This is a genomic window from Bacillus taeanensis (assembly GCF_003318295.1).
GTDB classification, from domain to species: Bacteria; Bacillota; Bacilli; order Bacillales; family UBA6769; genus Maribacillus; species Maribacillus taeanensis.
Window position 1 is genome coordinate 39,707 of record NZ_QOCW01000026.1, and the last position, 26,747, is coordinate 66,453.

Genomic DNA, 26,747 nt, shown 5'->3' on the forward strand with positions numbered 1-26,747 from the left:
CATATGAAGTGCTGTTTTTAGACAGAAAATATTGATTAAGATGTGTCTTTCGTAGGGAAAGATAGGAATAATGTAAGGGGTTGAGAGGGATGAATTACATGGATATGGCGCTGCATACTGACAAATATCAAATTAATATGCAGTATGCTCATTGGAAAAATGGCACACATAATAATCGCAGAGTGTTTGAAGTGTATTTTCGACGAATTCCATTTGGAAATGGCTATGCGGTGTTTGCAGGACTAGAAAGAGTGGTACATTATATTAACAATTTAAAATTTACGGATGATGATATTGCTTACTTAGCAGAACAAGAAGAAAATTATGATCAAGCATTTTTAGAAGAACTTCATAATTTTAAATTCAATGGTAACGTTTATTCTGTAAAAGAAGGAGCGCTTGTATTTCCAAATGAGCCTTTAATGGTTATTGAAGCAAGAGTATTTGAAGCACAGCTCATTGAAACAGCAGTTTTAAACTTTATGAACTATCAAACACTTATTGCTACAAAAGCAGCGCGAATTCGTCAAGTGGCCCCAGAGGATATTTTAATGGAGTTTGGAACGAGGCGTGCGCAGGAAGCAGATGCAGCAGTATGGGGAGCGCGTGCAGCTTACATTGCTGGTTTTAATGCCACATCCAATATGGCGGCAGGAAAAGCATTTGGTATTCCTACAAAAGGAACACATGCACATGCATGGGTGCAGGATCATTCTTCTGAAATTGAAGCATTTCGTCAATTTGCCTTTGCGCTTCCAGACAACGTTACTTTACTTGTTGATACCTATGATACACTTCGTTCGGGGGTTCCAAACGCGATTAAAGTCGCAAAAGAGTTAAAAGAAATCAATAAAACTGTTCAAGCAATTCGTCTTGATTCAGGCGATCTGTCATATTTATCACGTGAAGCGAGAAAGCTGCTTGATGAAGCGGGATTAGAGGATGTAAAAATTGTTGCTTCAAACGATCTTGATGAACATACCATTTTAAACTTGAAAAACCAAGGTGCCAAGATTGACAGTTGGGGAATTGGAACACAGCTTATTACGGCATCTGACCAACCAGCACTTGGCGGGGTTTATAAAATGGTTGCAAAAGAAGAAAATGGTCAGTGGCTTCCAACGATTAAAATTAGCGGAAACCCAGAAAAAATTACAACACCAGGCTATAAAACACTGTACCGCATGATTAACAAAGGAACAAATAAAGCTGTTGGTGATTATGTTTCATTAATTGACGAACAAGTGGAAAATCAAGAAAAAATTAAGTTGTTTCACCCTGTTCATACGTGGCTTCATAAAAATATTTCAAATTTTGATGCTGTTAAAATGCTTGAGCCGGTATTTGAAAATGGTCAACAAGTTTATGAACTTCCGAATCTTGATGAAGTCCGCCGTTATCATGACGAGCAATTAAACATGTTTTGGCCGGAATACTTACGACTTTTAAATCCAGAAGTCTATCATGTAAACTTAAGTCAACAAGTATATGATATGAAAATTGACATCATTCAAAAAGAAATGCAAAAAATTGAGAAAGATTAAATTTAGAGAGGAGCAACTAAACATGCAAAAGGAAATTATTGAAGTACTTGGTGTTAAGCCGTCAATCAACCCACAAGAAGAAATTCGAAAAAGAGTCGACTTTTTAAAAGACTATGTTGTAAAAACAAACACAAAAGGATATGTACTTGGAATTAGCGGTGGTCAAGATTCAACTCTTGCCGGAAAGCTTGCTCAAATGGCGGTTAATGAATTAAACGAACAAAAAGGTACAAACGAGTACCAGTTTTTTGCAGTACGTCTTCCATATGGTGTTCAGGCAGATGAAGAGGATTGTCAGATTGCTCTTCAATTTATTCAGCCAACAAAAATTATCACAGTAGATATTAAGCCAGCTGTCGATGCAGCGGTGGAATCTTTCCGAGAAGCATCAGGGGAAGTCATGCGTGATTTTGTGAAAGGAAATACAAAAGCGCGTGAACGAATGAAAGCTCAATACGATCTTGCGGCACAATTTGGTATGCTTGTAATTGGAACTGATCATGCTGCAGAAGCGGTAACTGGTTTCTTTACAAAATATGGTGATGGCGCATGTGACGTTGCTCCACTGTATGGTTTAAACAAACGTCAAGGAAGAGCCATGCTGAAAGAGTTAGATGGTCCTGAACAAATTATGACAAAAGCTCCAACTGCAGACTTAGAAGATGACCGTCCACAGCTTCCTGACGAAGCGGCGTTGGGTGTCACCTATGAACAAATTGATGACTTTTTAGAAGGAAAAGCAATTGAAGAAGACGCACAAAAAGCAATTGAAGCTCATTATATGAAAACAGAACATAAACGCCGTGGTCCTGTCACAGTGTTTGATAGCTGGTACAAATAAGGAAAAGAGGATGACTTTATAAGGTCGTCCTCTTTTTAATCATTATACTTTTAATTGTTGTTTTATATGTAATGAATGCTGCGTGAAGATTTTTTCTGCTTCTTGTTCTGCTAGATGAATTAATTCCTCTTTAAGAGATGAATCTACTTCATGATGGTTTCTTAAAGAAATCTTACAATCTTCTATTCTATCAGAAGAAAACATGCATTCCACTTCAGCAAATGCAGGTGATTGCTCATGATAGACCGTGAACGTAGTAACGAGGTTTCGACCTAAAGCAAACATTTGGACATTTTGAACTTTCATCGAGAAATCCTCCTTTTTATAAAAAAAGAAATCGCCCACAAAAAAGACTGAATATTTTATAAATTATTACAATTAATATACCAAATAACTCCTTTTTGTGCAATAACAATGAGAGATCTGTCTAGATTTGCGAATGGTAAAAGCAGATGTATTTGTAATACCCGTTGTGATAAAGTTAGAGAGGATTGTTAATAATCATAATGGGGGTGTTTAGAAGTGAAACGAATTAGTGTATTTTGCGGTTCAAGTATGGGAGCTAGCGCTGAATATGAGAAAGAAGCTCGTGCACTTGGAAAGCTTCTTGCTGAAAAAGGAATTGGTGTTGTATATGGGGGCGCAAGTGTTGGATTAATGGGCGCTGTTGCGGATGGAGCAATGGAAGCTGGTGGTGAAGTAATTGGAATCATGCCAAAGCTTTTAGCGAAACGTGAAGTAACACATAACAATTTAACAGATTTACATATTGTAAACACCATGCATGAACGAAAAGCTATGATGGCACACCTTTCTGATGGTTTCATTTCACTTCCTGGTGGAGCGGGAACGATGGAAGAGTTTTTTGAGGTGTTTACATGGGCAATGATTGGTGAACATAAAAAGCCATGTGGGTTGTTAAATATCAATGATTACTATACACCGCTTCTTACCTTTTTTGATCATATGGTGGAAGAAAAATTTTTAAAAGAGGAAAGCCGCAAAATTGTTATAGTTGAAAGTGATGCAGCAGTCATGCTTGAGAAGTTTATAAAAATTGAAAACGAACAAGCATTATAAGAGACAATAACTTTGATCTAACTGTTTAATCAATCTTTGTTTCGTCAAAGTCAACCTAGGGTCTACAAATTAAGCTGAAGGTATATAGAAGAGACGAACTTTGGATAAATAAACCAAGGTCGTCTCTTCTATTAAATTGCTAATTCAACAGCATACTATTATATTATTTTACCAATTTGTGTTATGTTTATAGTAAATCTAAACTAGCAGCATATAGCATTCATTTAACAGCTAAAGGGGATTTTTATATGGAAAGTGTGCTTAAAGAGTTTTTTGACGACTACCAAGCAGGGGGATTTGATGAATTTTATTTATCAATTGGATTAACACTAGAATTCACAGTTGATGATGTTATGATGATTGAACAATTTTTAAAAACAAAAGGCAAAGAATTGTCTCTTTATCATGGCGGTATTCTTGGTTTTTATCTTGGAGAAATTATTATTCATAATAGTGAATTTGCGATATGGAGGCCATTAAACAAACCTCAAGCGATTACAGATATTCAAGTTCAAATTGGGCAAAAAGATAACAAGTTAATGATTAATCCGTTCCATTGTATTCGGTCATTTATAGATGATGAAACAAAGAGTATTATTGATTGGTATGCAATGGTAATTAGACAGGGACCGGGAATCTTACATTAGGCTGATTTAAAGGGAAGATGGTTGAAGAAGGAAAATTAAATTTATAAACTATTAAATTTACAGCGGCTTTTATTTAAAAAGTCCGCTGTTTTTTTATGATTTTTTATCAAATGGTAATGTATAAAACTACTATTTGAAACAAATTACTATTAAACGTAAAATAGTAGATAAGCACTGATCTTATCGTAAACGAGGCATAAGATGAAAAAATTAAATCTTCAAACAAAAATGATTCTTTTAATTACAAGTTTGTTAGTATTGATGCTTGTTTTTCTAGGCTTGCTGTTTAACAAAATGTTATCAAGCAGTCTAGAAGACCAAATTGGTAAACGAGCATTAAATGTTGCACAAAGTATAGCGAGAATGCCGGCTGTTCAAGATGCATTTAAAGCAGATGATCCATCAGCAATTATTCAACCAATTGTAGAGGGAATTCGTAAAGAAACAAATGCTCAATTTATTGTGGTTGGCAATCGCGAAGGAATACGTTATTCACACCCTCTAAAAGAGAGAATTGGTCAGAAGATGGTGGGTGGTGACAGTCAGCTTGCATTAGAGAAGGGTGAGTCATATGTTTCAAAAGCGGTTGGAAGTTTAGGGCCGTCGATTCGCGGTAAAGTACCGGTTATAAATGAATCTGGAGAAGTTATCGGTATTGTTTCTGTCGGTTTTCTGCTTGAGAATGTTCAAGAGATTATTTATGATTACCAATGGAAAATTTATTTATTTATCTTTACTGTGCTGCTAATTGGTGTTATTGCAGCAGTAAAGATTGCAAATGGGTTTAAAAAAGCAATTTTTGGATTAGAACCAAAAGAAATTGCAAGTCTTCTTCTTGAACGGAACGCGATTTTAGAATCAATACGAGAAGGAATTATCGCTATTAATGAAAAGGGTTACATAACCATGATAAATACAGAGGCTTGTAGGATTATTGATATTCCATCTCATGAAAAAGTCGTGGGTAGGAAAATAGTAGATGTGTTTCCTGCTACAAAAATGGTAAATGTGCTGCAAACAGGGGAAAGTGATTTTGATAAAGAATTGTTAATCGGTAAAAAAGAAGTTATCGTAAATCGTACTCCAATTGTTAATAATGGCAAAATTAATGGAGTTGTCGCAAGCTTTCGCAGAAAAGATGAAATCGATCAGCTTTCAAAGGAATTGTCACAAGTGCAAAGCTATGCGGAATCATTACGAGCTCAAACCCACGAATATTCAAATAAGCTTTACACCATTTCCGGGTTGGTTCAGCTCGGCTCCTATGGAGAAGCAATTGAGCTTATTAATAAAGAAACCTCTGATTATCAAGAGATCGTCCAATTTTTAATGGTCAAAGTACCAGATACGGTAGTTGCAGCACTTTTTCTTGGGAAGTATAATCGCGCTCATGAGTTAAAAATTGAGATGGAAATCGATCCTGAAAGCAGTATGAAAAATATTCCTGAACAAATTAGTAGAGAAAAGCTTGTGACGATTTTAGGTAATTTACTTGATAATGCGTTTGAATCAGTACTTGAAACCGCACAGAAAGAAAAAGTCGTTCAAGTGTTTATGACTGATTTGGGACAAGATCTAATTTTTGAAATAGAAGATTCTGGTTCAGGTGTTTCGGATGAAGATTTTTCCCTTATTTTTCAAAGAGGATACAGCACAAAGCAGAAAGAAGGAAGAGGAGTAGGCTTATTTCTTGTTGATCATGCTGTTCGCCTTCTTGGCGGCTATATTACAGTGTCAACAAGCAGCTTAGGCGGGGCCTTATTTACTGTAGTGATTCCGAAAGAAAGGAAAGAGGAAGATGTCAGTTATTGAAGTGCTTATTGTAGAAGATGATCAGCGTATTGCTGAGATTAATCGCAGATTCACTGAAAAAATCCCAGGTTATCAAGTATCAGGAATTGCTTCTAATTTTGAAGAAGGTAAAGAATTACTTGAAATTTTACAGCCTGATCTTGTATTGTTAGACGTCTATTTTCCAGATGGAAATGGAATTGATCTTTTATGGCATATCCGTCAGCATTACCGGACAACCGATGTTATGATGATTACGGCAGCGAAAGAAGCAGGCTCTGTACAGGAAGCAATTCGCGGCGGGGCCATTGATTATATCATTAAACCAATTATTTTTGAACGCTTTAAAAATACGCTCCAGCGTTATCAAGATTACCGCAGTAAGATTGAAGGGAGAGAGGCACTGGACCAAAAAGAAGTGGATGGATTGTTTTATGCTGTAAGAGAAAGCGTCACAGAAGTTAAAAATATTCCTAAAGGCATTGATCCACTAACATTAGAAAAAATTGAAAAGGTATTAACAAAATATATAGAAGAGGGGAAAACAGCTGAAGATCTTGGCCAAATTGTTGGGGTTAGTCGGACAACAGCAAGACGCTATTTAGAATATCTTGTCTCAACAGGAGCAGTTCGAGCAGATCTCTCTTATGGTGCAGTTGGCAGACCGGAAAGACGTTATTTTACTCTTCACTCATAAAAAAAATAGAGCAGCATTCGCTGCTCTATTTTTAAATAATTTATTATTGTTTTAATCTGCTCCTGAAATAATCAAATCATCTTCAAGTTCAGCTAACATCATATCTGGTTTTACAACATCACCTTTTTTAACATGCAGTTTAGCAACTTTTCCACTAACACCGATCTTTACTTCTTCAATTCCCTCAGTTGTTTTGATAAATAGAAGGTTTTCCCATTCATACACATAGGCGCCAGGTTCAATAAGGATATGCTCAATTACTCCATAAAAAGGACTTGTTATTTTTTCAATCACCATCTTCAATGACCTCTTTCTTTATTAGATGTATCTAATTTACTATTATTCAACCGATAATGTTATTAACTTTCTTCTTTGCAGTTCTTCTCCTAATAAAGTGATAAAATCTAAATCAAGCTGTAGGTTCATTGCTTTATGAAAAGCGTCTATTAACAATGAATTGTTTACGCTTTTAATCATCTTATAGGTTCCTTCTTTCATAATCTTTTCGACAAATATTATGCAGATGCTTCTTCTTTTTCTTGCTCACGGTCTTTTTTAGTGAACTTTCCTTTAATAAAAGGAACAAAAAGCGACAATGCTGCAAGGATAAAAAGTGAAATGGTAATTGTACTTTCAAAAAAGACACCGTACTTTCCATTTGATATCGTTAAAGCTTGTCTGAATGACTGCTCCATCATGCCGCCTAAAATAAATGCAAGGATAAATGGGGAAGCAGGAAAAGAAAAAATCCTCATTAAATAGCCGATAATTCCAAATGCGACAAGCATATATAAATCAAACGTACTAAAACTTACTCCATATACACCGACTAAACAGAAAATAATAATTAATGAAATTAACAGCTGTTTTGGAATATATAAAATTTTAGCGATAAGCGGGATTAACGGTAAATTTAAAACGAGTAAAAAGAGATTGCCAATATACATACTTGCAATAACGCCCCAAAAGACATCAGGGTGATCCTGAAGCATAAGCGGACCAGGTTGAACACCGACGACAAGAAGTGCGCCGAGTAAGACAGCGGTCGTCCCAGAACCAGGTATACCAAGTGTTAATAACGGTACGAATGCACCGCTTGTTGCGGCATTATTTGATGATTCAGGTGCTGCAAGTCCTTTAATGTTTCCTTTTCCAAATGAGGAGGGGTCTTTGGAAATTCGTTTTTCCGTTAAATAAGACATAAAAGAGGCAATGGTAGCACCTGCTCCTGGAAGCACACCTAAAATAAAACCAAGAACAGAGTGACGAGCAATTGGACCGGAAATTTCTTTTGCTTCCTGTTTTGTAATTTTTAAACTGCCTACTTTTGAATTGCCGCCAAGCATGCTGTTATTGCGGGAAAGAATTAATGAACAAACTTCCGCTAACGCAAAAAGACCGAGGGCGATAATTAAAAAGTCGATTCCTTCTAAAAGATTAGGTGTCCCAAATGTGAAACGCTGTGTTCCTGTTTGCTGATCAATGCCGACTGTTGCAACCATTAATCCAAGTGTTGCCGTAATAAGCGCTTTTACAGTAGAGCCGTCTGATAAACTGGCAATCGCTGTAAGACCGAGAAGCATTAAGGAAAAATACTCAGTTGGACCAAATGTAATTGCAACATTCGCCATAAGTGGTGCAACAAGCATTAAACCAACAACACTAATTGTTCCTCCTGCAAAAGAGGAAATCGCAGCAATTGCAAGCGCCTTTCCTGCTTTTCCTTGTTTAGCAAGTGGATAGCCGTCAAAGGACGTTGCTACGGTTCCAGCTACACCAGGTGCATTTAGTAAAATCGAAGAAGTTGAGCCTCCAAAAACAGCCCCATAATAAACACCCGCCATTAAAATAAGAGCAGAAACAGGGTCCATTCCGTAGCTGAGCGGAATCATAATTGCAATGGCGCTAATCGGACCGAGACCAGGCAGCATTCCGATTAATGTACCGGCAAATACACCAATAAATACAAACAATATATTTTCCCAGCTGAGGGCAACTTGAAAGCCGTATAGTACGCTTTGTAACGCATCCATTATATGTCCACCTTTCTTAAAACGGCAAGATGCCTTGTGGTAAGTAAATGTTTAATAAATAGTTAAAAGAAATATAAAGTACAAGTGTAAAAATAACGGATACAGAAATCGTTATTTTCCAGTTTTGATATCCTAGTATTCTTGTTGTTACGATGAGGAATACCATTGTATCAAGGACAAATCCAATTGGTTCAAGAAGCACAATATAAGCAAGAATAAGGCCTAATGTAATAAGAAGAATTTTTATTTCCTTTTTATCCAAAGCAGGCTTATCTTGTTGATTAGTAGTTTTTTTTTCAATAAATAATAAAATCGACAAAATTAACAGCAAAAATCCGAGCCCTTTTGGGAGAACATCTGAGTCAACAATTGCATAAGGGAATGCTGGCAGTTGGAAGCTTAATAGTAAATATCCAAGTGCTAAAGCCATTAATACAACAGATATCTTTTTTTGTGTATTGTTAACCATAAATACCTTCACCACCTTGTTAAAGTAAGAGGATGGAGAACCCATCCTCTCGTTTTTATTACAAGCCGATTTCTTCCATCAGCTCATCCATAATCTTATATTCAGAATCTAAAAATGATTTAAACTCTTCACTTGACATAAAATTATCCGTCCAACCAAAGTTATCACGCTGTTCTTTCCATGTTTCAGTTTCCATCATGTCTTTAATTGCTTGTTCATAGTACTTTACTGCTGCAGGGTCCATGTCAGCTGGTCCCATGAAGCCGCGCCAAACGATAAACTCATCATCAATTCCTTGTTCTTTTAATGTTGGAAATTCAGAAATTGTTTCACCTTCAAGACGTTCTGGAGCAGTGATCGCAAGTACTTTTACCTTTCCAGCACGAGCTTGTTCAACTGCTTCGGCAAGTCCTGTCGAATACACATCGACTTTACCGCCAAGAAGCATCGTCATACCGCCGCCATCTTGGGCTGATACGTATTTCAGTTGTTTAACATCAACACCACCTGCTTTTACCGCTTTAACAAACTGCATGTGATCCATGCTTCCTGGCGCAGATACACCAGCAACCGAAACCGACTTTGGATCTTCTTTTAATGCATCCACTAAGTCATTCATTGTGTCATAAGGTGAGTCTGCTTTTACAACGAAAGCGGCATAATCTGCGATAACACCAGCAATTGGTGTGAAATCTTCATGTCCTAAATCAGATTGACCGTTTAGCGGTACAAATAAAATTGGTGGAGAGGTAACAAAAAGAGTATGGTTGTCACCTTTTTTACTGTCTACATATGCCCAACCTACTGCACCGCCGCCGCCTGGTTTATTAACAACTGCCATGCGCTTATCAATAATTTTTTCTTCTTCAAGAACTTTTGCAACTGTTCTGGCTGTTGTATCCCAACCACCGCCAGCGCCTGCTGGAGCAATTACTTCAATCGGCTTCTCAGGTTTCCAGCTATCCGAATTTGTTTGTTCACTGCTGCCATCAGCTGCTGAATTGCTTGCTGATTGTGATGTTTCTGAAGTACCGCCGCAGGCAGCTAAAATCATAGATAATACAAGAAGCATTAAAAATAATAGATTCTGTTTCCAAATTTTCATGAATCATTCCCCTTTGTTGTAAGCGTTTTCTGAATCTGTTTTAACTATAAACTGATCTCGTAATAATGTTAATATTCTGTAAATAATGAATGATAAGGTTTTTAAGGACATTTTGTTCATTTTGTTTATGGATTAATATTTCTCTAAAATTCTAATAGGTTTTAAATTCCACTTATAAAGTGTTACACTATTAATAGAAAGAACAATTTCAATATGTCTTATATGAGGTGTTAGTACGTATTACTTAGTAATTGAAACCGTCTTCTAGTAATAAAGTCAGATTATCGTGTCTCTTGATTAATCCGCAACATGAGGGAGGGTTAAAGGTGGCAGAAGAATGGTCTGAGGAAGAAAATAAAATATTCGTTAATATCATCGCTAACTACCGCACTGTTATTGCAGGGAAAGATAAGGAAACAAAAGAAGTGCTCACATGGAAAGTAGCAAAAAAGCTTCATAGAAAATATGAATTATTAGAAAAACGCAACGTACAGGCAGTTTATGAGCATTTATCATATATTGATGATCTAGTAGCTGGAGTGGGAATGCAGCAAGATTATCAACAAAAAGAAGAACAATATTTTAATATGTATCCGAGAAAACAAACTAGTGGTAAAATAGTTAATTTTAATAATTAATTTATGAAAGTGAGTCATATAAAACCACCCAGCTTCCTATAATGGAAGCTGGGTGGTTTTGAGATTTATTTAGCTAGAAAAATTTCTTCAATATCATCAAGCATTAAGTTTGCTGCAATAACACCGCCTGCAGTGTTCCAAATTGCATCGCTTACTTTGTGTGCATTGCCGTTCTTTACAGCTTCTAAGTTTTTCCATAGGGGATCTTTTGTCCATTCTTCTTCTGCTTTTGTTGCTTCACCTTCACCGTCTTCATATGTGAAGTAGAAAAGAACGTCTCCATCCATTTCAGGGATGCGTTCTTTTGTTACACCTTTAATCGCAAATTCCTCAACATCTTGCAATTCAGGACGTGCAAAGCCAAGTTCATCTAAAATAATACCTGAGAAAGAGTCTTTTTGATAAATACGTGTGTCACCAGCCATGAAACGCACCATAGAGATCTCATTATTTAACTGATCGCCAAGTTTACCTTTTAATTCCTCAATACGGTTATCATAGTTGACTAGAACTTCTTGGCCTTCTTCTTCCTTGTTTACTGCTTTTGCAATAAACTTAAAGTTTTCCTGCCAATCACCGCGAAGAGTTTCTTCAAATACAGTTGGGGCAATAGCATTTAACTGCTCATAAATTTGTTCTTGACGCATTTTGTTTCCGATAATAAGGTCAGGTTTTAGCGCTGCAACAGCTTCTAAGTTTACTTCACTTTCTGTACCAACAACTTCTACGCCTTCCATATCAGCAGCAATGTGATCATACCAAGGATCGCCTAGCCATGATTGTACAGCTCCAACAGGTGTTATATCTAATGAAAGAAGTGCTTCTGTTCCATGATTTGTTAAAATAACAACACGCTCAGGAGTACCAGTAATTTCCGTTGAGCCCATCACATGTTCTACAGTATAAGTTTCAGGTTGTTCTGTTTTTGCGCCAGCATCATCTTTTTCTGAAGTTACCTCTTCTTCTGTTTGTGAACCACAGCCAACAAGAGCAAGCAGAAGAGTGAAAACAAGGGCAAATGTCATCCATATACGTTGCTTTGTAAACATAATTTTTCCTCCATTATTATGTAATTGATAATGAGTTTCATTAACAGTTATTATATTAAATGTATAAAAACAAAATGTCAATAAGGAAATGAAAATAATTCTCACTATCATTGACATTGATTCTCATTTAGAATAAAATGAAAACAACATCTATATTAATGAAAAAAGTTAGGAAAGGTTATGGGGAATGAAAAAGGTTTTAGCAACGAATGCGGGAAAAACAGGCGGCATTTTTATTGGAATAATCTTTGTTCTTTTATTAATGTTTGCCAGTATTATCTTTGGTTTTACAAATATTACGTTAAATATGGTAATTGAATCCTATACAAACTTTAATGGATCAAATGAACATATTATTATTCAAGAAACAAGAATTCCAAGAGCAGTTATTGCAGCAGCAGTGGGGGGAAGCCTTGCTGTCTCAGGTGCAATTATGCAAGGGTTAACACGAAATCCGCTTGCTTCACCCAGTTTATTTGGCGTCAACGCAGGCGCAAGCTTTTTTATCGTGATTGCAGTAACGTTTTTTTCGCTTTCATCATTATCAGCGTTTAAATGGTTTGCTTTTGGGGGAGCAGCACTTGCTTCTGTTATTGTTTACCTTCTCGGTTCTTTAGGAAGAGATGGATTAACTCCTACCAAATTAACGCTGGCGGGCGCAGCTATTGCGGCATTGTTTTTCTCAATGACCCAAGGGATGCTTGTTTTAAATGAAAAAGCGCTTGAAGAAGTATTATTTTGGTTAGCCGGTTCTGTTGAAGGCCGAAGCTTAGAAATGCTCTTTTCAATGCTTCCATATCTTCTGACTGGTTGGGTAGCAGCTCTTTTAATTGCTGCAAAAATGAATATTTTAACAGCAGGTGAGGATGTTGCAAGAGGTTTAGGGCAGCGAACAGTATTGGTGAAAATTGCCTCTGGCATTATTGTTGTTCTTCTAGCTGGAAGTTCCGTTGCAATTGCCGGACCAATTGGATTTGTCGGGCTTGTTATTCCAAATATTGTCCGCGGAATGATTGGCGTTGATTATCGATGGGTAATTCCATATTGCTGGCTGATGGGGGCAATTCTCTTACTTCTGGCAGATATTACAGCGCGATATGTAATCATGCCTCAGGAAGCGCCGGTTGGAGTGATGACGGCGGTTGTTGGTGCTCCGTTCTTTATTTATCTTGCAAGAAAAGGGGTACAGCAATCATGAGCAAACTTCAGTCGTTTCGCACAAAGTATATTTCATTTCTATTTGATCGCAAATCATTGTTTATTATTAGTGGATCATTTCTTTTTACCTTAATAGTATTTATTTTAAGCATTGGAATTGGGGATATGCAAATTGGTCCGATTGAAGTTGTGAAAACATTATTCGGTTATGGAACAGAGATGAATACATTAGTTGTTCACTCCTTTCGGCTGCCGCGAATTGTACTCGCCCTTATTGCCGGAAGTGCCTTAGCTGTTTCAGGAGCTATTCTTCAGGCAATTATTCGAAATCCGCTTGCCTCTCCAGATCTTATTGGGATTACGTGGGGAGGAGCCTTTGCGACTATAAGCTTCTTTGCGATTTTTAGTGATCGAAGCAACGCACTAACGGTCAGCATTCAGTGGCTGCCGCTTGCGTCATTTATTGGGGCACTTATTATTGCGATTATCGTCTATATTTTGTCTTGGAAAAATGGTATTTCGCCAACACGTCTTATTCTTATTGGAGTTGGAATTTCTGCGGTTATGCAAGCTCTCTCAATGTTAATGATGATTATCGGACCAATTTATCGTGCTTCGCAAGCAAACATATGGATTACAGGAAGTGTACATGGTGCAAACTGGAACCAGGCCATTATATTAGGTCCTTTAGTTATCTTCTTATTAGGGATAGCACTTATCTATGCAAGAAAGTTAAATATTCAAGAGCTCGGGGAGGATATTTCCAAAGGAGTTGGCAGTATGGTGGAGCGTGATCGTCTTGTGCTCCTCTGTGTAAGTACTGCTTTAGCAGGCGGTGCAGTGGCTTTTGCTGGTGGAATTGGTTTTGTCGGTTTAATGGCACCGCATATAGCACGTAAACTTGTCGGCTCGACATTTGGAGCAATCGTACCAGTTAGTGCACTAATTGGTGGAGCGATTGTTATGACAGCTGATATTTTAGCAAGAACGCTTTTTTCACCGCTTCAAGTACCTGCAGGTGTATTTACTGCAGCTATTGGAGCGCCGTACTTTATTTATTTACTATATCGAAATCGAAAATGAAAATAATGATGGGGGAGAACAGGCATGCAGGCTTTAGAAGCGAAAAATTTAACGTTGGCATATGGAGAGTCAGTTATTATTGATGAATTAGATGTAAGCATCCCAAAAGGGAAAGTGACGGTTTTTATTGGAAGTAATGGATGCGGAAAATCAACATTGCTTCGTTCGATGGCACGTTTATTAAAGCCTCAAAACGGTGCAGTTTTGTTAGACGGTCAAGCGATTGCTTCACTTCCAACGAGGGAAGTGGCAAAAAAGCTTGCAATTTTGCCGCAAACACCAACCGCTCCTGAAGGTTTAACAGTTATGCAGCTGGTCAAACAGGGACGTTATCCGTATCAGAGTTGGTTAAAGCAGTGGTCTAAAAAAGACGAGGAAGCTGTAAAAAATGCGCTAGCTGTTACAAATATGTCAGAATTCGCTGAGCGTACTGTTGATTCGCTATCAGGTGGACAGCGCCAGCGAGCGTGGATTGCAATGACATTAGCTCAAGATACAGATACTATCTTATTAGATGAGCCGACAACATATTTGGATCTCTCCCATCAAATTGATATTTTAGATTTACTTTTTGATTTAAATCAAAAGGAAAAACGTACCATTGTGATGGTCCTTCATGATTTAAATCTTGCCTGCCGCTACGCGGATCATATTGTTGCAGTGCATGATAAAAAAATATATGCACATGGAAAACCAGAAGATATTATTACACCGAAGCTTGTTAAGCATGTTTTTGGTCTTCGCTGTCAAATTGGCAGGGATCCGATTTTTGGTACACCTCTTTGTATTCCATACGGAAAGGGGAGAAACATCAATCATGACAACCGCCATCTTCTCTACGCTCAATCGTAAAGAGCTTACTTATTTAGAGACAAATTTTCGTTATTCTAACCAACATTCTGCAGAGATGATATCTGCCGTAAAATTATTAGATGAAGAGCTTTTACTTTCTAATTTAAATTCACTTTCAGCACAATTATCAGCTCGATCTCTTATAACTGCTGCTTCTCAATTTTCAAAGCATTACGCTTTTTTACTAACAACAGTTAGTTTGTATGCAATGACAATGTGGAATAAAGGAATGGACTTATCGTTAGAAAATATATTGCTTGAATTCCCTAATTCTAATAATAAAAGTTTTCCAACGATAAATATAAATGATTTAAAAGCTTTAACTTCATCTGAATGTAATCGACAAACATGGCGGGATGCTGTAATTAAACATGTTTTTTTCGAAAATTTATCAAAAGTATGGAAAAGCTTAAATGCAGTTTCAAAAGTTCCTATGCCAATTTTATGGGAAAATACAGCTGTTTATATCTTCTGGCTGTATGAAACAAAAATGAAAGAAGAAGTAGCAGATCGAGAAACAAGGCTGCAAATAAGGGAAGATTTTCACTATCTCATTAAGGAAGCTTCAGGAGAATTATTTGGAGAAACAGAAAATCCCCTTACAAAATTTTATACAAAAAAGTGTACCTTATCGTGCAGTGAAGATCCGGTACGTGTCCGCAAAACTTGCTGTTTATATTACCAGCTGACTGATAAAGAAAACAGAGGATATTGTAAAACATGTCCAAAACAACAATAAGAGGATGGCTTTAAAGTCATCCTCTTATATTTAGCACTCTACAGTTTCTCTAACATGTAAAGGAGGAGGAACTAACCAGCCTTTTTCTTTATTGAGTTTTAGTGCTTTAGCTCCTAATTGTGCTTTTTGCATATGAAATTGACCAAACATCATTGCAACGTCTTCACGAACACATTGTCCGATAATCTGACTGCATGCAACAAGTCCAGCCGCGATATCTTTTGAAAGAGAAGCGGTAATTTCCGGATCACTAAAACGAGCGCCAACAGGGATACTTTCAATTCGCGCATTCGGTCTTTCAGGTGGTGTTGGAGGCAGGCCGATGCCATTTTCCTTCAACAATGTTTCAATTTCTTGGATTTCACTTTTGCCAGCTTCAATCACATTTACTAAAAGCTTTTGTAAATCCTCATCCCCAGCATGGTTAAGCAGTGTTTGATAGCCTGCAATCATTCCTTTTGCAGTGGAAAGAAACGACCATGTTCCAAAAACTTCTCCGTAGTGCATTGGTTCATCTTTTGGATTACCGCTTAAAATTCCCATTAATATCCCCTTAGTAAATTCATGATTTGTGCCACCTTTCATATGAATGCACGTTACTATCATTTGCATTTATAAATGCAAATATAATGAACAATATTTGTAAAGAGAGGGGATCTTTTATTTATTACTGGTGTTATTTTATAAAGCGGAAGTATTTTATAAAATTTTTTACATAAAAAAATATCATCAGTAGATACTAATAATGTTGGTTTTTGACTGGCACCCAGCGGCTTGACGCCATACCGCTCGCCGGCAACGAGTGGGCCGGGGATAAATAAGCTTTTCTGCATAAGGCAGAGAAGCTTATTTTTTTGTTTATTTTATTAGAAAATAAGGAATAGTCAGTAAATAGGGGTTAAAAGCAGATGAAATATTTGTTATGGTTAAAATAGTGGTATTTTGTTCCAACATTTATACTGAATCATCCTAGAATCGACTTGAAAAAATCGAAAAGGAGAGGAAAGTATGGAGCTTGATCAGCTTGATTTGTTGCACACCGAACAGGAGCAAATGAAAAGTGAAGAAACGAAACCTTACTTAACGGCGCTAATAGGCTGGAGTTTGCCGGCAATTGAAGCTTGCGCCAAATTAAATAAGCCGTTTGTTGTAGTAGGACCACCAGATTTTGAAAGCTATGCTCAAAAGCACAATATTAAATTTGTTGGTTGGCATTTTGATCAACTGAATGAAGGGTCCGATCAACTTTATAAACAGTTAAAAGCACTGGGTGCAGAAGTTGCGGTACCACTTTATGAAGAGTGTGTCGAATGGGCAGGGGCATTAAATTCCCGTTTTCGCGAGGAACCTCGTGTCTTTAATCGTTCTTTATTGTTACGTGATAAAGGAATGATGAAGCGAAAAGCGCAAATTGCTGGGATTAAAGTTGGTGTGTTTGAAGAAGCAAGAGATAAGGAGGATGTCAAACGCTTTTTAAAGCGCGTCAATGAAGCGCTCTTAAAAATTGAAGGAGATAAAAATGATCCGATTCATGTAAAACCGCTTGATAAAGCAGGATCTGTTGGTCATTTAGCAATTGAGAATTTTGAAGATATTGAAATGTTAACTGATGCAGATTTTCCATTATTAATGGAGAGTCATCTAGACGGACAAGAATTTTCATGTGAAGTGTTTGTTCATAAAGGGAAAATACAATTTTTGAATATTACCGAGTATATTCGTCTTGGTTATTCAAACTTTGTGCCGGCTTCTCCTTTGTTAGAACAGAAGCGTCCGTTAATAGAAAAAGCAATTGAGCAGTTAATTGCCGCTTTTGAAATTGAATATGGTGTCATTCATCCAGAGTATTTTATTACAGCAGATGGTACTCTTCACTTTGGTGAGGTAGCAGCAAGAGTTCCAGGTGGTCATATTTTTGATTTAATTGAACGTGCTCATGGTTTTAATGCCTATCAAGCACAAATCTTATGCAGTGATCCAAATACAACGGAAGAAGAACTTCGTCGCTTTTTTCCTAGTAAGGATGAACAGCCTTCTGGATATGCGGGGTGCTTAATGGTTCATCCGCATGTAAACTATGTGAAAGAGTTAAATGTGCCAGATGAACTTGAGGAACATCCTTATTTTGAAAAACACGATATGTTTTCCCCTCCTCAAGGAAAAGTAGCTGAACGAATTGGGTTTGGTAACCACTACGGCACCATTTTCTTTTATGGGGAAGACAGTGAAACATTACGTGATCTTTTGAAAAAATATGAAGCTTATAACTTTTACAGCTAAAAAAGGAGAGTTCTATATGCCGGCAGAACAAACCGATCATAAAATTGAGAAGTTTTCGCGTGCCCTTGATCAATTAGAATCTGCAGCTTCTTTTGCGAAATCCATTTATCAGACCGAGGTGTACCAAGAAGCAAAAAGGCTAATGGAAAATCAAGGCGGAATGGAGTATTTGTATGGCTATGCAGATCGTTTTGAAAAAGCAGGTGTTTTTCAAGATGGTCCTTGGGAACATGCATCCAAACTGCAGCCGCCCCTTGTTTCTGGTTCCCTCCAAGTGGAGGGGCTTCCCTCCATCATTGAAATTTTAAGTGAACTTCGCATGCTTTCCATTGCAGAAGGAAAGTACGAGCATGAAAGTGTTACAAAAGAAATGGCAGAAGAATTTCTAAATGAAGTGTTAGTGTTAAATTTAGATCTCCTTTTTCCTCCAGAAACAGAAGCCGCTAGAATTGAAGCAAATGAATATACGGAAAAAGCTAAAAAGTTATTCTTATTTTTATCAGAAAAACTTTCTGTAAGTGCTCTAACAGGAACATTAATTGAAGAGATTGATCGTCTAACCGCTCAAAGACCAATTATTGTAAAAAGAACGGTCTCAATGATTCAAACGGCAAAGAGGATGATTAAATCAGATAAAGCTGAAGAGGAATATAGTGACTTAGGGAAATATGTAGCAGCTGTAGAAGGACCTACTGATTTAAGCAGAAACAATCGTGATCCAGTGGAATATAGGAAAAAAATAAAAGATTTATCAAAGGAAGAGCTTGAAAGGGAGGCAGCAACTCTTGCGAAGTCTATGCGTGATACAGGTCTTGCTGCACCGCAGCATGCTGTATTAATTCGCTTTTTAAACCGAAAATTACCGGAGCTTTTGCCGGAAGCTCTTCAATTAAATGATAAAGGAAAAGCTAATCTCTCAGAACATGCAGAGCTTGTTGATCAGCTTATTAAAGTGGCAATTTATCCTGCCACAAGACAATCGATTTATGGATTAGCGTTATTGCTTGAGAGAGGTGTTTTATCTTCGACTCCAGTTATCCCAGGGCTGCGCCGCCTTATTGAGCTGGATATTAAGCCTGATGTTCGGAGCGTCCTTTTCCAAGTATTTAAAAATCGAGAAGGTTTAACCGCTAATTCAATTCTCGTTTCTGGGGCTATTAGTGTGCTCGGTCAGCCGTTAGGAGTAGGGCAGGGGTTAAATCCAACTTGTCAAGCCGCACGCGGTATTAGTTTATGGGCACAGCATGCACCAGGATACTTGCTGGAAATACTTCCAAGAGCTGCTCGTGATGGAGATATTGATATGATGTTTGAAGGAACGCCGATTCACTCAAAAAATTTAAGCGGCGGGTTGGCGCCTGAACTTCATAAAGAACTTGATCCGGTTTCACTTGTTCTTGTGCCTCACCTTGACCGAATTTACAGTGAAATGATGACAAGGGTAGCATTAAGGGGAGATGATGGGCATCGCTGGGTGAATCCTGCATTTTACGGAAATTGGGTTCAAAAAGGGTTTAGTAATGTGATTGATCCGATTACAGGAAGTATTGCTGATTATCAAGGATTTGTCAGACTTTTTTATTCGACTCATCACCCAGAATATAATGATGATTATGAATTAATTTATCCAAATCCTGTTGGTATTTTTATTACAAATGTTCATGGGAAGCTGCTTGGTTTTCATGCTGTTTCTATTCTTAGAATTGCTCAAGATCCAGTTGGAGAATATCGCATTTATTTTTATAACCCGAATAATGACAGTTCACAAAACTGGGGCCAAGGTATTGAACCGACCGTGATGGGAAATGGAGAAAGAGAAGGGGAATGTTCGCTGTTATTTCATGAATTTGTCTCAAGATTATATGCCTTTCATTACAATCCGTATGAGCAAGGCGACTCATTTGCAGTAGAAAAAGAAATTGTTGAAAAAGTAGAAGAACTTGCTCGTGAAAGCTGGGGAAAAGATTATACATGGATTTAAACGAATATTTTTATAAATTTTGTATAAAGTAGAGAAAAGGCACAGTAAGTCTTAAGATCATGTATTATAGAAAAGAGGCCGAAAACCATTTGCAGCTATTGCGTGGTTGGCGGCTTTTTTATTTTTGCTTGCAAAAATAAAAAAAGATCAGACACAGATAAGCATCTGACCTTTACAAATAAAATCATATTTAATATCTTGGGTGTTTCGGTTTTACTTTTCTTGGCAGTTCATTTTGTGAAGATAGTGCCATTCTTAGCGCTTTTTGCTTCATTTTTTCTTTGATTTTACGTACTGCTTCACGTTTTTCTGTTTCTTCTTCATTAAATCTTTCTGCTTCTAATTTAGAAATAATTGCTTTTTCTTTTGTAAAATGCATAATAAACCCACAATCTTCACATGCGTAGGTGTATAATTTTTTTCGTTCATAAGGAAGCGAGTTTTGGTTTTTTGCATGGATTGTCATATCGCATGAATCTGTATAATGACTTTGATAATGTTTATCATAGCGCTCATATTTTACATCATAATGACATGAAACAAAATAAGAACCTTGACAATGGAGACATAGAATTTCGCTTTTAAAGTTAGCCAAATTAAACCCTCCTTCTCTAAGGAAGTTACGTCCTATTATATGAGATTGAACGAAAAGCTAGACCGTAAAATCCATTACCTTTTTCTTGAAAATATTACAGCACCTATGACGACTAATCCGACAATAACAAGTACGATACTGAAGGGAAATGGATTGCCTGAATCCTCTTTAACCTCAACTTCTTTCTCAGGTTCTTCCCCTTTTCCTAGTTCTTTAAGATCTTCGTTAGCCGCTGCAAGTTCTGCGGTTCTGCTGCATAGGGTGGTTTGTAATCTTCCATCTCCTGTGGCGTAAACTAAGTACTCTTCTCCAACGGTAAAATTAAAACCGCAGGCTGCACTGTTCATTCCTGTATACAAAGTAACTTGAGGTTCTGTGACTCCTTTATACGTTGATAGGACTTCAAATACAACTTCTTTTTCATAGTTTGTTTCGTCTTCTGTAATTTCTAATACTTTTCCTGTAAAAACAGCTTTCGAATTGTTTAATTCTTCTGAGGGAGTACCTGGCTCAATGCATGAACAGGCATAAATGCTTTTAGGGAAGAATACCAGTATAAAGCTCATAATAATTAAAAATGAAATCATCCACGGCAATAATTTTTTCATATGAATCACCTCTACTAGTAAAGACGAATGAACAATTGAAAAAGTTTCAAGCTCATGAAGTTTTTCCAGAACGATAGACGATAGATTACACACATTTAGCTTAAAGTGTGTAGATTATCAATATTTCTAATAATTAATTGTCTTTAATAAAGCGTTTCTGGGGTGAAAAAGGTTTTTTTGAAATAAGTGTCGAATGAAAAAGATACATGGATATTTTTATTTCTCTTTGATGATTAGAGGAGTGGGATAGGGTGTTTATATTTATTGGAGCTGCTGCTGTGTTAATCATTATTAGTTTGTTTATGATGGCAAAGGTTACAAAGAAAAAGATAAAAGATAGTGCCCAACGAAAACGTGAAGTACGGGAGCAACGTATGACAACTCTCGTAAGCCAAAATCGTTTAAAAAGTCATTTATAGTAAACACTGATGAAGCAAAGCATTATAATGATGCTTTCTTTTTTTATGCAAATTTGAAACATTCCATGCGTTTACACGTATATAAATCGAGGTGAAAATAATGACAGTTCAATATTATGAAACGAAAGAACAACTAGCAGAAATTCTAAAGGAAATTCAAATATGGGAGAAAGATCAAAAAAAAGTTTGGTTTTGGGAAAAAATTGGTCAAGTTCCTTTTCTCATTCTTGATAAACTAACACCAGCTTTTATTCATAAAAAAATTGGTAAGGCGCTTGATGAATTAGGACACTATGTGCAATCAGGGGGGAGATATTTAATTCGAAAAGAGACGATTTTAAAAAGGCTCCAAAAAAATGAGCAGAAGATTGAATCTGTTCACGATGTTAGCAGGCTCCCGCTTTCTGTTATGACTGAAACAGCAGAAGAAATTATTATATCGCGAAAAACAGCAGCAGCCTTTCAAGGAGCAACAACAGGTTTTGGCGGTCTTTTTACACTTGCGATTGATGTACCGGCAGTGCTTGGGCTGTCGCTAAAAATATTACAGGAAATTGCACTATGCTATGGTTATGACCCGAACGAAAAAGAAGAACGAATTTTTATCGTAAAATGTTTACAGCTTGCTTCAGCCGATATTGTCGGGAAAAAAGCAATCATGGAGGAACTTGAGAATTATAATAGCGGAAAAGAAAATCTTAAAACCGCCTCACGAATTCAAGGATGGCGTGAAGTGATTACAAGCTACCGAGATAATATGGGATGGAAAAAGCTGTTTCAACTTGTGCCAATCGCCGGAATGATTTTCGGTGCTTACTTAAATCGATCAACGGTTCAAGATGTGGCAGAAGCTGGGCTGATGTTGTACAAAAAACGTCGTGTACTTGACAGGCTGAAGCACTATGAAGATAACACGATTTAATAATTCTATAAAAAAGAACGAAATGGTAAGCTGAAAGAACGTTCATGAGAGAGGAAGAAATAAAGGTGAAAGCTTTTGCAAAAAACTTTTTAAATGGAATTGTTACAATTGTTCCAATCATTCTCGTTATTTTTGTTGTTTACAAAGTATTTGAATTTCTCGACAGCATCTTAGGAAATGCCTTTCGGTCTGTATTAAAAGACGCTTATATTCCAGGAATGGGGCTGCTTGCAACGCTCGCATTAATCACTTTATTAGGTTGGCTTTCAGGACAATATATAAGCGGGAAAATTGTGCGATTAGTAGATTATCTTCTTGATCGTATTCCAATTGTGAAAAGTTTATATTCAGTTATTAAAGATACGATTAATTCATTTATTGGCGAAAAGAAATCATTTTCAAAAGTTGCGCTCGTTCATATGCCTGGAACATCTATGAAAGTGATGGGATTTATCACTTCAGAATATGTAGAAGAACTTGCTGATCCGTTAAAAGATCATATTGCGGTCTACGTACCGCAAACTTTTCAAGTTGCAGGAATTACGGTGCTTGTTCCACGAAGGGATGTTGAGATATTAGATGTAAAGCCTGAAGAAGCGATGAAATTCATTTTATCTGGTGGTGTAACATCAAATGGAAAGCAAAATGGAATGGTAGAATAATTGATAGGGATTTTAGAAGAATTAATTATAAAAAAGAAAAGCCCGCGGTATGCGGGCTTTTTATCGTGCGGAAACATTTTCTGTATGTGTGACTTCAATTTCTGCAGTGCAACTTTTACAAATATGTTTTTGTTTAAAAGTAAGAACGTCTTTTCCACTTCCACAAAAAATGCAAATTTCAGAGCCAAAGTATTTTCTTAAAACAATTTTATCTGTATCTAAAAAAATTTCAATTGGATCTTTTACCTCAATATCTAAATGTTTTCGAATTGATTTTGGAATAACAATACGCCCAAGATCATCAATTTTACGTACAATACCTGTTGATTTCATAATTATGCTGTCCTCCTCTGATTGTTTGTTTATAAAATTTTTAATTTAAAATAAAAGGTTACTTTCTACTATGATGAACGATTGTAGAGAATACTTTTAAATGCAAAATTTTATAATTTAAGCAGCCAGCTTCCAAAAAAATATCGTAATAGTTGCTCATAGTAAAAATTACTTAGATTACTTTTAAGTTTAATAGAAAACTTAAAAGATGTAAATTATAATATTTTTTTGTTAAAACAAATCTGTTTTTCAATATCATAGGAAATGGAGGAGTGTTTTGTCTGTAATTTAGCTTACATTTTGATTTTGAATTAGGGTTTCTTTTTGGTGTTTCTAAACAAATCATGGTAACCTAATAATATAAATGGAATTATTTGTACATATAAATTGAGATTAAAATGATGAAAAGGGTAGGGGAGACAAGATGAGTAAAAAAATCATTAACTGGGGCATCTTAAGTTCCGCCAAAATTGCACAGAAAGCATTTATTCCAGCAATTCATTCTGTAAAAAATGCGAGATTAGTAGGAATCGCAAGCGGCAGCGGAAGTGCCAAAGAAGTAGCGGAAGAGTTTGATATTCCAACTGTTTATGAAAGTTATGAGGAGATGCTTCAAGATCAAACGATTGATGCGGTATATATTCCGCTTCCTAATGCTCTTCATGCTGAGTGGGTAATAAAAGCAGCAGAAGCGAAAAAGCATGTTCTTTGTGAAAAGCCGGCCGCGTTAACAAAAGAAGAAACAGTTAACATGATTGAAGTTTGTAAAGGAAATGATGTTTTCTTTATGGAAGCGTTTATGTATCAATTTCATCCTCAGCATGAGCGCGTAAAAGAAATCCTTGCTTCCGGTGAAATTGGAGAAGTAAAATTTATGCGGGCAAGCTTTTCATTTTACATAGGTGACGCTTCAGGGAATATTCGTTTAAACAAAACACTTGGCGGCGGCAGTATTTATGATGTTGGCTGCTACGGCATTCATGCGATCCGTAACATTTTAAGTGTTGAACCTAAGAGTGTATATGTAAATGGAGAAATTGACGAAGAGTCTGGCGTAGAAATATCTTCAGTTGGTGTATTAGAAATGGAAAACGGTGTGAAGGCATCGTTTGACTGCGGCTTTGATCGTACATTTTACGCCCACTACGAAATAATTGGAACAAAAGGAACGATTGAAGTACCAAGAGCGTTTCGACCTGATAAGCAAAATGGGGAAGGAATCATTTCTGTGACAGACGATCAAGGAAATGTACGAGAAGAAAAAGTAGTTGGTCATCAATATTCGCTTCAAATTGAAACTTTCTCTAACTGCATTATTAAAAATGAACGTCCTGTTTCCTTAGAACAGCAAACAATTGCAAATATGAAAGTCATTGAAGCGTGTTATGAGTCAATTGAAACTGGGAAAAAGATTGAACTTAGTAAACAATAAAATATGAGATGAAAACCTAGGCTGATTGTCTAGGTTTTTTTATTTAAAACAGAAGCTAGAATTTAATTTAAGAATAATATATTGAAATCTATCATTATTCTGTTAAAATGATAAAATGATCTGATAGCAGCTGTAACGCTCTAATATTAGCGTATTTCGCAAATCGAGAGTTTTTCTTATATAGTAATTAGATTATTCTGAGAAGAGTGAAAATTATTGTGGTGAGGTGATGACGATGGATGTGGATCTGAAACTTTTTGAGGAAATGAGACAGAACTGCATTACAATACGAAGGAGCGTCTAAATGAACACTTTATCAAGAAAAGAAATTATGTTAGTTAGTTTAATGCTGTTTTCAATGTTTTTTGGAGCTGGAAATTTAATTTTCCCACCATTTTTAGGTCAAGCTGCAGGAGAGAATGTCATATTATCATTAATTGGTTTTATTGTATCTGCAGTTGGTTTGCCAATCTTAGGAGTTGCGGCGATTGCGAAAGCAGGAAGCTTTGAAATCCTTGCCGGCCGTGTGCATCCTTTATTTGCACTTATTTTTCCGTTTATTATTTATGTGTCAATTGGACCGGGTCTTGCCATTCCGCGTGCTGGAAGTCTAGCATTTGAAATGGGAATTGCTCCTTTTTTACCGGGCAATCTCGCTGCAAATCCATTTTCGCTATTATTATATACAATTGTTTTCTTTGGTTTAGTATTTTGGTTTAGTATGTCGCCATCAAAACTTGTAAATCGCTTTGGAAAGTTATTAACACCGCTTCTTTTATCATTAATTGCACTTATTTTTGTAAAAAGTTTAATTACGCCGATTGGATCGTTTGAAGCACCATCTGGAAATTATGCTGCGAGTCCAGTATTTGCAGGCTTTTTAGATGGCTACCTAACGATGGATGCGTTAGCTGCACTTGTATTTGGGATTGTAATTGCCAATACAGTTCGTTCAAAAGGTGTAGAAGACAGCAAGAAAGTGTCCCTTTACATGATTTATGCAGGAATTGGCGCAGGTTTACTGCTTACAACGATTTATTGTATTTTAGGGTTTTTAGGTGCAGCAAGCGGCGGCTTAGGTGAAGCAGAAAACGGCGCACAAATTTTAACAAATGTGATGAACTCCTTGTTCGGACAAAGCGGTGCGGTTCTTTTAGGTGTTATTTTTACACTTGCATGTCTTTGTGTATGTATTGGTCTTGTGATTTCATGCAGTCAGTATTTTGCAAGTACGATTTCCGGTATTTCTTATAAAATGTGGGTTACAATTCTTTCATTATTAAGTATGGGTATTGCGAACTTAGGTTTAACACAAATTCTTCAAGTTTCTGTACCGATTCTTGGCGCGATTTATCCAGTTGCTATTGTGTTAATCGCCTTAGCATTACTTCATAATGTTTTAAAAGGTTATTCTTCTGTTTACGTATTAACAGTAGCGTTAGTTGGAATCTTTAGTGTGGCAGATATGATTAACCAAACCTTCCTTTCAAATGCATGGTCAGAAGTTTTTATGAAACTGCCGTTGTATGAACAAGGTGTAGGTTGGTTAGTTCTTGGGATCATTGGAATTATTGTCGGTTATTTAATTGGTAAAATAAACTCTCCTCGTAATGAAAGAAATACGAGAGAAGCAGCTTAATAACTTAGTAGAGAAGTAAAGAAGAGGCTGGGACATAACTAGCTTCAAATAATGAAAAAAGAGAAATTGCGGACGCAATTTCTCTTTTTTCATTATTATGCCTTATATCAGTTGTTGTTGGCTGTGAATTTTCTTAAATTCACAGCCATT

29 protein-coding genes are annotated in these 26,747 nt (G+C 36.6%); 18 read left to right on the forward strand and 11 right to left on the reverse strand.

What is annotated here, in order from left to right:
* Window positions 1-89: 89 nt before the first annotated feature.
* Window positions 90-1,544 (forward strand): nicotinate phosphoribosyltransferase, encoded by a 1,455-nt coding sequence (locus tag DS031_RS18970; RefSeq protein WP_113807626.1) that lies wholly within the window; start codon window positions 90-92, stop codon window positions 1,542-1,544.
* Window positions 1,545-1,566: 22 nt separating this feature from the next.
* A complete protein-coding gene (gene nadE / locus DS031_RS18975; RefSeq protein WP_113807627.1) occupies window positions 1,567-2,385 on the forward strand; it encodes an ammonia-dependent NAD(+) synthetase in 819 nt (272 codons plus the stop codon).
* Window positions 2,386-2,427: 42 nt separating this feature from the next.
* Here the strand turns inward: nadE and DS031_RS18980 are convergent, their stop codons facing one another.
* The gene (locus DS031_RS18980) at window positions 2,428-2,691 is read right to left on the reverse strand and encodes a hypothetical protein (protein WP_113807628.1); all 264 of its coding nucleotides are present in this window, start codon (window positions 2,689-2,691) and stop codon (window positions 2,428-2,430) included.
* A gap of 216 nt (window positions 2,692-2,907) precedes the next feature.
* Here DS031_RS18980 and DS031_RS18985 point away from each other — a divergent pair, with 216 nt between their 5' ends.
* The 4 genes from DS031_RS18985 (at window position 2,908) to DS031_RS19000 (ending at window position 6,600) form a co-directional block, all read left to right on the forward strand.
* Window positions 2,908-3,465, forward strand: a complete 558-nt coding sequence (locus tag DS031_RS18985) for an LOG family protein (RefSeq protein WP_113807629.1) — start codon at window positions 2,908-2,910, stop codon at window positions 3,463-3,465.
* A 248-nt stretch (window positions 3,466-3,713) separates the two neighbouring features.
* The gene (locus DS031_RS18990; RefSeq protein ID WP_113807630.1) at window positions 3,714-4,112 is read left to right on the forward strand and encodes a hypothetical protein; all 399 of its coding nucleotides are present in this window, start codon (window positions 3,714-3,716) and stop codon (window positions 4,110-4,112) included.
* Window positions 4,113-4,313: 201 nt separating this feature from the next.
* Entirely contained in the window at window positions 4,314-5,924 is a 1,611-nt protein-coding gene (locus DS031_RS18995; RefSeq protein WP_113807631.1) for an ATP-binding protein, read from the forward strand.
* Window positions 5,911-6,600, forward strand: coding sequence for a response regulator (locus DS031_RS19000; RefSeq protein WP_113807632.1), 690 nt, complete (start codon window positions 5,911-5,913; stop codon window positions 6,598-6,600). Before DS031_RS18995 ends, DS031_RS19000 begins: the two co-directional genes overlap by 14 nt.
* A gap of 51 nt (window positions 6,601-6,651) precedes the next feature.
* Here DS031_RS19000 and DS031_RS19005 read toward each other — a convergent pair whose 3' ends face one another.
* The 5 genes from DS031_RS19005 to DS031_RS19025 are packed head-to-tail and all read right to left on the reverse strand — an operon-like array spanning window position 6,652 to window position 10,207.
* A complete protein-coding gene (locus tag DS031_RS19005; protein ID WP_113807633.1) occupies window positions 6,652-6,897 on the reverse strand; it encodes a biotin/lipoyl-containing protein in 246 nt (81 codons plus the stop codon).
* Between the two features lie 42 nt (window positions 6,898-6,939).
* A complete protein-coding gene (sda, locus tag DS031_RS19010; RefSeq protein WP_245947549.1) occupies window positions 6,940-7,077 on the reverse strand; it encodes a sporulation histidine kinase inhibitor Sda in 138 nt (45 codons plus the stop codon).
* Window positions 7,078-7,115: 38 nt separating this feature from the next.
* Window positions 7,116-8,633, reverse strand: coding sequence for a tripartite tricarboxylate transporter permease (locus DS031_RS19015; protein WP_113807634.1), 1,518 nt, complete (start codon window positions 8,631-8,633; stop codon window positions 7,116-7,118).
* 16 nt (window positions 8,634-8,649) lie between these two features.
* A complete protein-coding gene (locus DS031_RS19020; protein ID WP_113807635.1) occupies window positions 8,650-9,102 on the reverse strand; it encodes a tripartite tricarboxylate transporter TctB family protein in 453 nt (150 codons plus the stop codon).
* Window positions 9,103-9,160: 58 nt separating this feature from the next.
* A complete protein-coding gene (locus DS031_RS19025; RefSeq protein WP_113807637.1) occupies window positions 9,161-10,207 on the reverse strand; it encodes a tripartite tricarboxylate transporter substrate binding protein in 1,047 nt (348 codons plus the stop codon).
* Between the two features lie 326 nt (window positions 10,208-10,533).
* Between DS031_RS19025 and DS031_RS19030 the strand changes: the two genes are divergently transcribed.
* Window positions 10,534-10,845: a hypothetical protein gene (locus tag DS031_RS19030; RefSeq protein ID WP_113807639.1), complete on the forward strand. Its 312-nt coding sequence runs from the start codon at window positions 10,534-10,536 to the stop codon at window positions 10,843-10,845.
* Between the two features lie 65 nt (window positions 10,846-10,910).
* On the opposite strand, the gene DS031_RS19035 is transcribed toward DS031_RS19030, so the two are convergent.
* A complete protein-coding gene (locus DS031_RS19035) occupies window positions 10,911-11,894 on the reverse strand; it encodes an ABC transporter substrate-binding protein (RefSeq protein ID WP_113807641.1) in 984 nt (327 codons plus the stop codon).
* Window positions 11,895-12,081: 187 nt separating this feature from the next.
* On the opposite strand from DS031_RS19035, the gene DS031_RS19040 reads away from it, so the two are divergent.
* The 4 genes from DS031_RS19040 to DS031_RS19055 are packed head-to-tail and all read left to right on the forward strand — an operon-like array spanning window position 12,082 to window position 15,726.
* Window positions 12,082-13,092 carry a FecCD family ABC transporter permease gene (locus tag DS031_RS19040; protein ID WP_113807643.1) on the forward strand — a complete coding sequence of 337 codons (1,011 nt, stop codon included), beginning with the start codon at window positions 12,082-12,084 and terminating at the stop codon, window positions 13,090-13,092.
* Complete coding sequence (locus DS031_RS19045; RefSeq protein WP_113807645.1) at window positions 13,089-14,135, forward strand: FecCD family ABC transporter permease; 1,047 nt, start codon at window positions 13,089-13,091, stop codon at window positions 14,133-14,135. The genes DS031_RS19040 and DS031_RS19045 overlap by 4 nt, the downstream gene beginning before the upstream one ends.
* 24 nt (window positions 14,136-14,159) lie before the next feature.
* Window positions 14,160-14,987 (forward strand): ABC transporter ATP-binding protein, encoded by an 828-nt coding sequence (locus DS031_RS19050; RefSeq protein WP_113807647.1) that lies wholly within the window; start codon window positions 14,160-14,162, stop codon window positions 14,985-14,987.
* Window positions 14,953-15,726, forward strand: coding sequence for an IucA/IucC family C-terminal-domain containing protein (locus tag DS031_RS19055; RefSeq protein WP_181833250.1), 774 nt, complete (start codon window positions 14,953-14,955; stop codon window positions 15,724-15,726). The genes DS031_RS19050 and DS031_RS19055 overlap by 35 nt, the downstream gene beginning before the upstream one ends.
* A gap of 30 nt (window positions 15,727-15,756) precedes the next feature.
* Here DS031_RS19055 and DS031_RS19060 read toward each other — a convergent pair whose 3' ends face one another.
* Window positions 15,757-16,269, reverse strand: coding sequence for a DUF3231 family protein (locus DS031_RS19060; protein ID WP_113807651.1), 513 nt, complete (start codon window positions 16,267-16,269; stop codon window positions 15,757-15,759).
* A gap of 465 nt (window positions 16,270-16,734) precedes the next feature.
* On the opposite strand from DS031_RS19060, the gene DS031_RS19065 reads away from it, so the two are divergent.
* Together DS031_RS19065 and DS031_RS19070 are read left to right on the forward strand one after the other, a co-directional pair.
* Window positions 16,735-18,006 carry an ATP-grasp domain-containing protein gene (locus tag DS031_RS19065; RefSeq protein ID WP_220182102.1) on the forward strand — a complete coding sequence of 424 codons (1,272 nt, stop codon included), beginning with the start codon at window positions 16,735-16,737 and terminating at the stop codon, window positions 18,004-18,006.
* A 16-nt stretch (window positions 18,007-18,022) separates the two neighbouring features.
* A complete protein-coding gene (locus tag DS031_RS19070; RefSeq protein WP_113807653.1) occupies window positions 18,023-19,987 on the forward strand; it encodes a hypothetical protein in 1,965 nt (654 codons plus the stop codon).
* Between the two features lie 190 nt (window positions 19,988-20,177).
* Here DS031_RS19070 and DS031_RS19075 read toward each other — a convergent pair whose 3' ends face one another.
* Window positions 20,178-20,582 (reverse strand): hypothetical protein, encoded by a 405-nt coding sequence (locus DS031_RS19075; protein ID WP_113807655.1) that lies wholly within the window; start codon window positions 20,580-20,582, stop codon window positions 20,178-20,180.
* A 74-nt stretch (window positions 20,583-20,656) separates the two neighbouring features.
* Window positions 20,657-21,190: a hypothetical protein gene (locus DS031_RS19080; RefSeq protein ID WP_113807657.1), complete on the reverse strand. Its 534-nt coding sequence runs from the start codon at window positions 21,188-21,190 to the stop codon at window positions 20,657-20,659.
* A 251-nt stretch (window positions 21,191-21,441) separates the two neighbouring features.
* Here DS031_RS19080 and DS031_RS23875 point away from each other — a divergent pair, with 251 nt between their 5' ends.
* The 3 genes from DS031_RS23875 to DS031_RS19090 all read left to right on the forward strand — a co-directional run bounded on the left by DS031_RS23875 (window position 21,442) and on the right by DS031_RS19090 (window position 23,193).
* A complete protein-coding gene (locus DS031_RS23875; RefSeq protein ID WP_181833251.1) occupies window positions 21,442-21,609 on the forward strand; it encodes a hypothetical protein in 168 nt (55 codons plus the stop codon).
* A 100-nt stretch (window positions 21,610-21,709) separates the two neighbouring features.
* Window positions 21,710-22,531, forward strand: coding sequence for an EcsC family protein (locus tag DS031_RS19085; RefSeq protein ID WP_113807659.1), 822 nt, complete (start codon window positions 21,710-21,712; stop codon window positions 22,529-22,531).
* A 65-nt stretch (window positions 22,532-22,596) separates the two neighbouring features.
* On the forward strand, window positions 22,597-23,193 hold the full coding sequence (locus tag DS031_RS19090) for a DUF502 domain-containing protein (RefSeq protein WP_113807661.1): 597 nt from the start codon (window positions 22,597-22,599) through the stop codon (window positions 23,191-23,193).
* A gap of 60 nt (window positions 23,194-23,253) precedes the next feature.
* Here the strand turns inward: DS031_RS19090 and DS031_RS19095 are convergent, their stop codons facing one another.
* Window positions 23,254-23,526: an AbrB/MazE/SpoVT family DNA-binding domain-containing protein gene (locus DS031_RS19095; protein ID WP_113807663.1), complete on the reverse strand. Its 273-nt coding sequence runs from the start codon at window positions 23,524-23,526 to the stop codon at window positions 23,254-23,256.
* Between the two features lie 424 nt (window positions 23,527-23,950).
* On the opposite strand from DS031_RS19095, the gene DS031_RS19100 reads away from it, so the two are divergent.
* Entirely contained in the window at window positions 23,951-24,958 is a 1,008-nt protein-coding gene (locus tag DS031_RS19100) for a Gfo/Idh/MocA family protein (protein ID WP_113807665.1), read from the forward strand.
* 304 nt (window positions 24,959-25,262) lie between these two features.
* Entirely contained in the window at window positions 25,263-26,597 is a 1,335-nt protein-coding gene (brnQ, locus tag DS031_RS19105; protein WP_113807667.1) for a branched-chain amino acid transport system II carrier protein, read from the forward strand.
* Window positions 26,598-26,747 lie beyond the last annotated feature (150 nt).

What these genes read in the sequence shown, in the direction of transcription:
- DS031_RS18970 (WP_113807626.1), top strand. Translation starts at nt 90, where the DNA reads ATGAATTACATGGATATGGCGCTGCATACTGACAAATATCAAATTAAT.
- nadE (WP_113807627.1), top strand. Translation starts at nt 1,567, where the DNA reads ATGCAAAAGGAAATTATTGAAGTACTTGGTGTTAAGCCGTCAATCAAC.
- DS031_RS18980 (WP_113807628.1), bottom strand. Translation starts at nt 2,691, where the DNA reads ATGAAAGTTCAAAATGTCCAAATGTTTGCTTTAGGTCGAAACCTCGTT.
- DS031_RS18990 (WP_113807630.1), top strand. Translation starts at nt 3,714, where the DNA reads ATGGAAAGTGTGCTTAAAGAGTTTTTTGACGACTACCAAGCAGGGGGA.
- DS031_RS18995 (WP_113807631.1), top strand. Translation starts at nt 4,314, where the DNA reads ATGAAAAAATTAAATCTTCAAACAAAAATGATTCTTTTAATTACAAGT.
- DS031_RS19000 (WP_113807632.1), top strand. Translation starts at nt 5,911, where the DNA reads ATGTCAGTTATTGAAGTGCTTATTGTAGAAGATGATCAGCGTATTGCT.
- DS031_RS19005 (WP_113807633.1), bottom strand. Translation starts at nt 6,897, where the DNA reads ATGGTGATTGAAAAAATAACAAGTCCTTTTTATGGAGTAATTGAGCAT.
- sda (WP_245947549.1), bottom strand. Translation starts at nt 7,077, where the DNA reads ATGATTAAAAGCGTAAACAATTCATTGTTAATAGACGCTTTTCATAAA.
- DS031_RS19015 (WP_113807634.1), bottom strand. Translation starts at nt 8,633, where the DNA reads ATGGATGCGTTACAAAGCGTACTATACGGCTTTCAAGTTGCCCTCAGC.
- DS031_RS19020 (WP_113807635.1), bottom strand. Translation starts at nt 9,102, where the DNA reads ATGGTTAACAATACACAAAAAAAGATATCTGTTGTATTAATGGCTTTA.
- DS031_RS19025 (WP_113807637.1), bottom strand. Translation starts at nt 10,207, where the DNA reads ATGAAAATTTGGAAACAGAATCTATTATTTTTAATGCTTCTTGTATTA.
- DS031_RS19035 (WP_113807641.1), bottom strand. Translation starts at nt 11,894, where the DNA reads ATGTTTACAAAGCAACGTATATGGATGACATTTGCCCTTGTTTTCACT.
- DS031_RS19040 (WP_113807643.1), top strand. Translation starts at nt 12,082, where the DNA reads ATGAAAAAGGTTTTAGCAACGAATGCGGGAAAAACAGGCGGCATTTTT.
- DS031_RS19045 (WP_113807645.1), top strand. Translation starts at nt 13,089, where the DNA reads ATGAGCAAACTTCAGTCGTTTCGCACAAAGTATATTTCATTTCTATTT.
- DS031_RS19050 (WP_113807647.1), top strand. Translation starts at nt 14,160, where the DNA reads ATGCAGGCTTTAGAAGCGAAAAATTTAACGTTGGCATATGGAGAGTCA.
- DS031_RS19055 (WP_181833250.1), top strand. Translation starts at nt 14,953, where the DNA reads ATGACAACCGCCATCTTCTCTACGCTCAATCGTAAAGAGCTTACTTAT.
- DS031_RS19060 (WP_113807651.1), bottom strand. Translation starts at nt 16,269, where the DNA reads ATGGGAATTTTAAGCGGTAATCCAAAAGATGAACCAATGCACTACGGA.
- DS031_RS19065 (WP_220182102.1), top strand. Translation starts at nt 16,735, where the DNA reads ATGGAGCTTGATCAGCTTGATTTGTTGCACACCGAACAGGAGCAAATG.
- DS031_RS19070 (WP_113807653.1), top strand. Translation starts at nt 18,023, where the DNA reads ATGCCGGCAGAACAAACCGATCATAAAATTGAGAAGTTTTCGCGTGCC.
- DS031_RS19080 (WP_113807657.1), bottom strand. Translation starts at nt 21,190, where the DNA reads ATGAAAAAATTATTGCCGTGGATGATTTCATTTTTAATTATTATGAGC.
- DS031_RS19085 (WP_113807659.1), top strand. Translation starts at nt 21,710, where the DNA reads ATGACAGTTCAATATTATGAAACGAAAGAACAACTAGCAGAAATTCTA.
- DS031_RS19095 (WP_113807663.1), bottom strand. Translation starts at nt 23,526, where the DNA reads ATGAAATCAACAGGTATTGTACGTAAAATTGATGATCTTGGGCGTATT.
- DS031_RS19100 (WP_113807665.1), top strand. Translation starts at nt 23,951, where the DNA reads ATGAGTAAAAAAATCATTAACTGGGGCATCTTAAGTTCCGCCAAAATT.
- brnQ (WP_113807667.1), top strand. Translation starts at nt 25,263, where the DNA reads ATGAACACTTTATCAAGAAAAGAAATTATGTTAGTTAGTTTAATGCTG.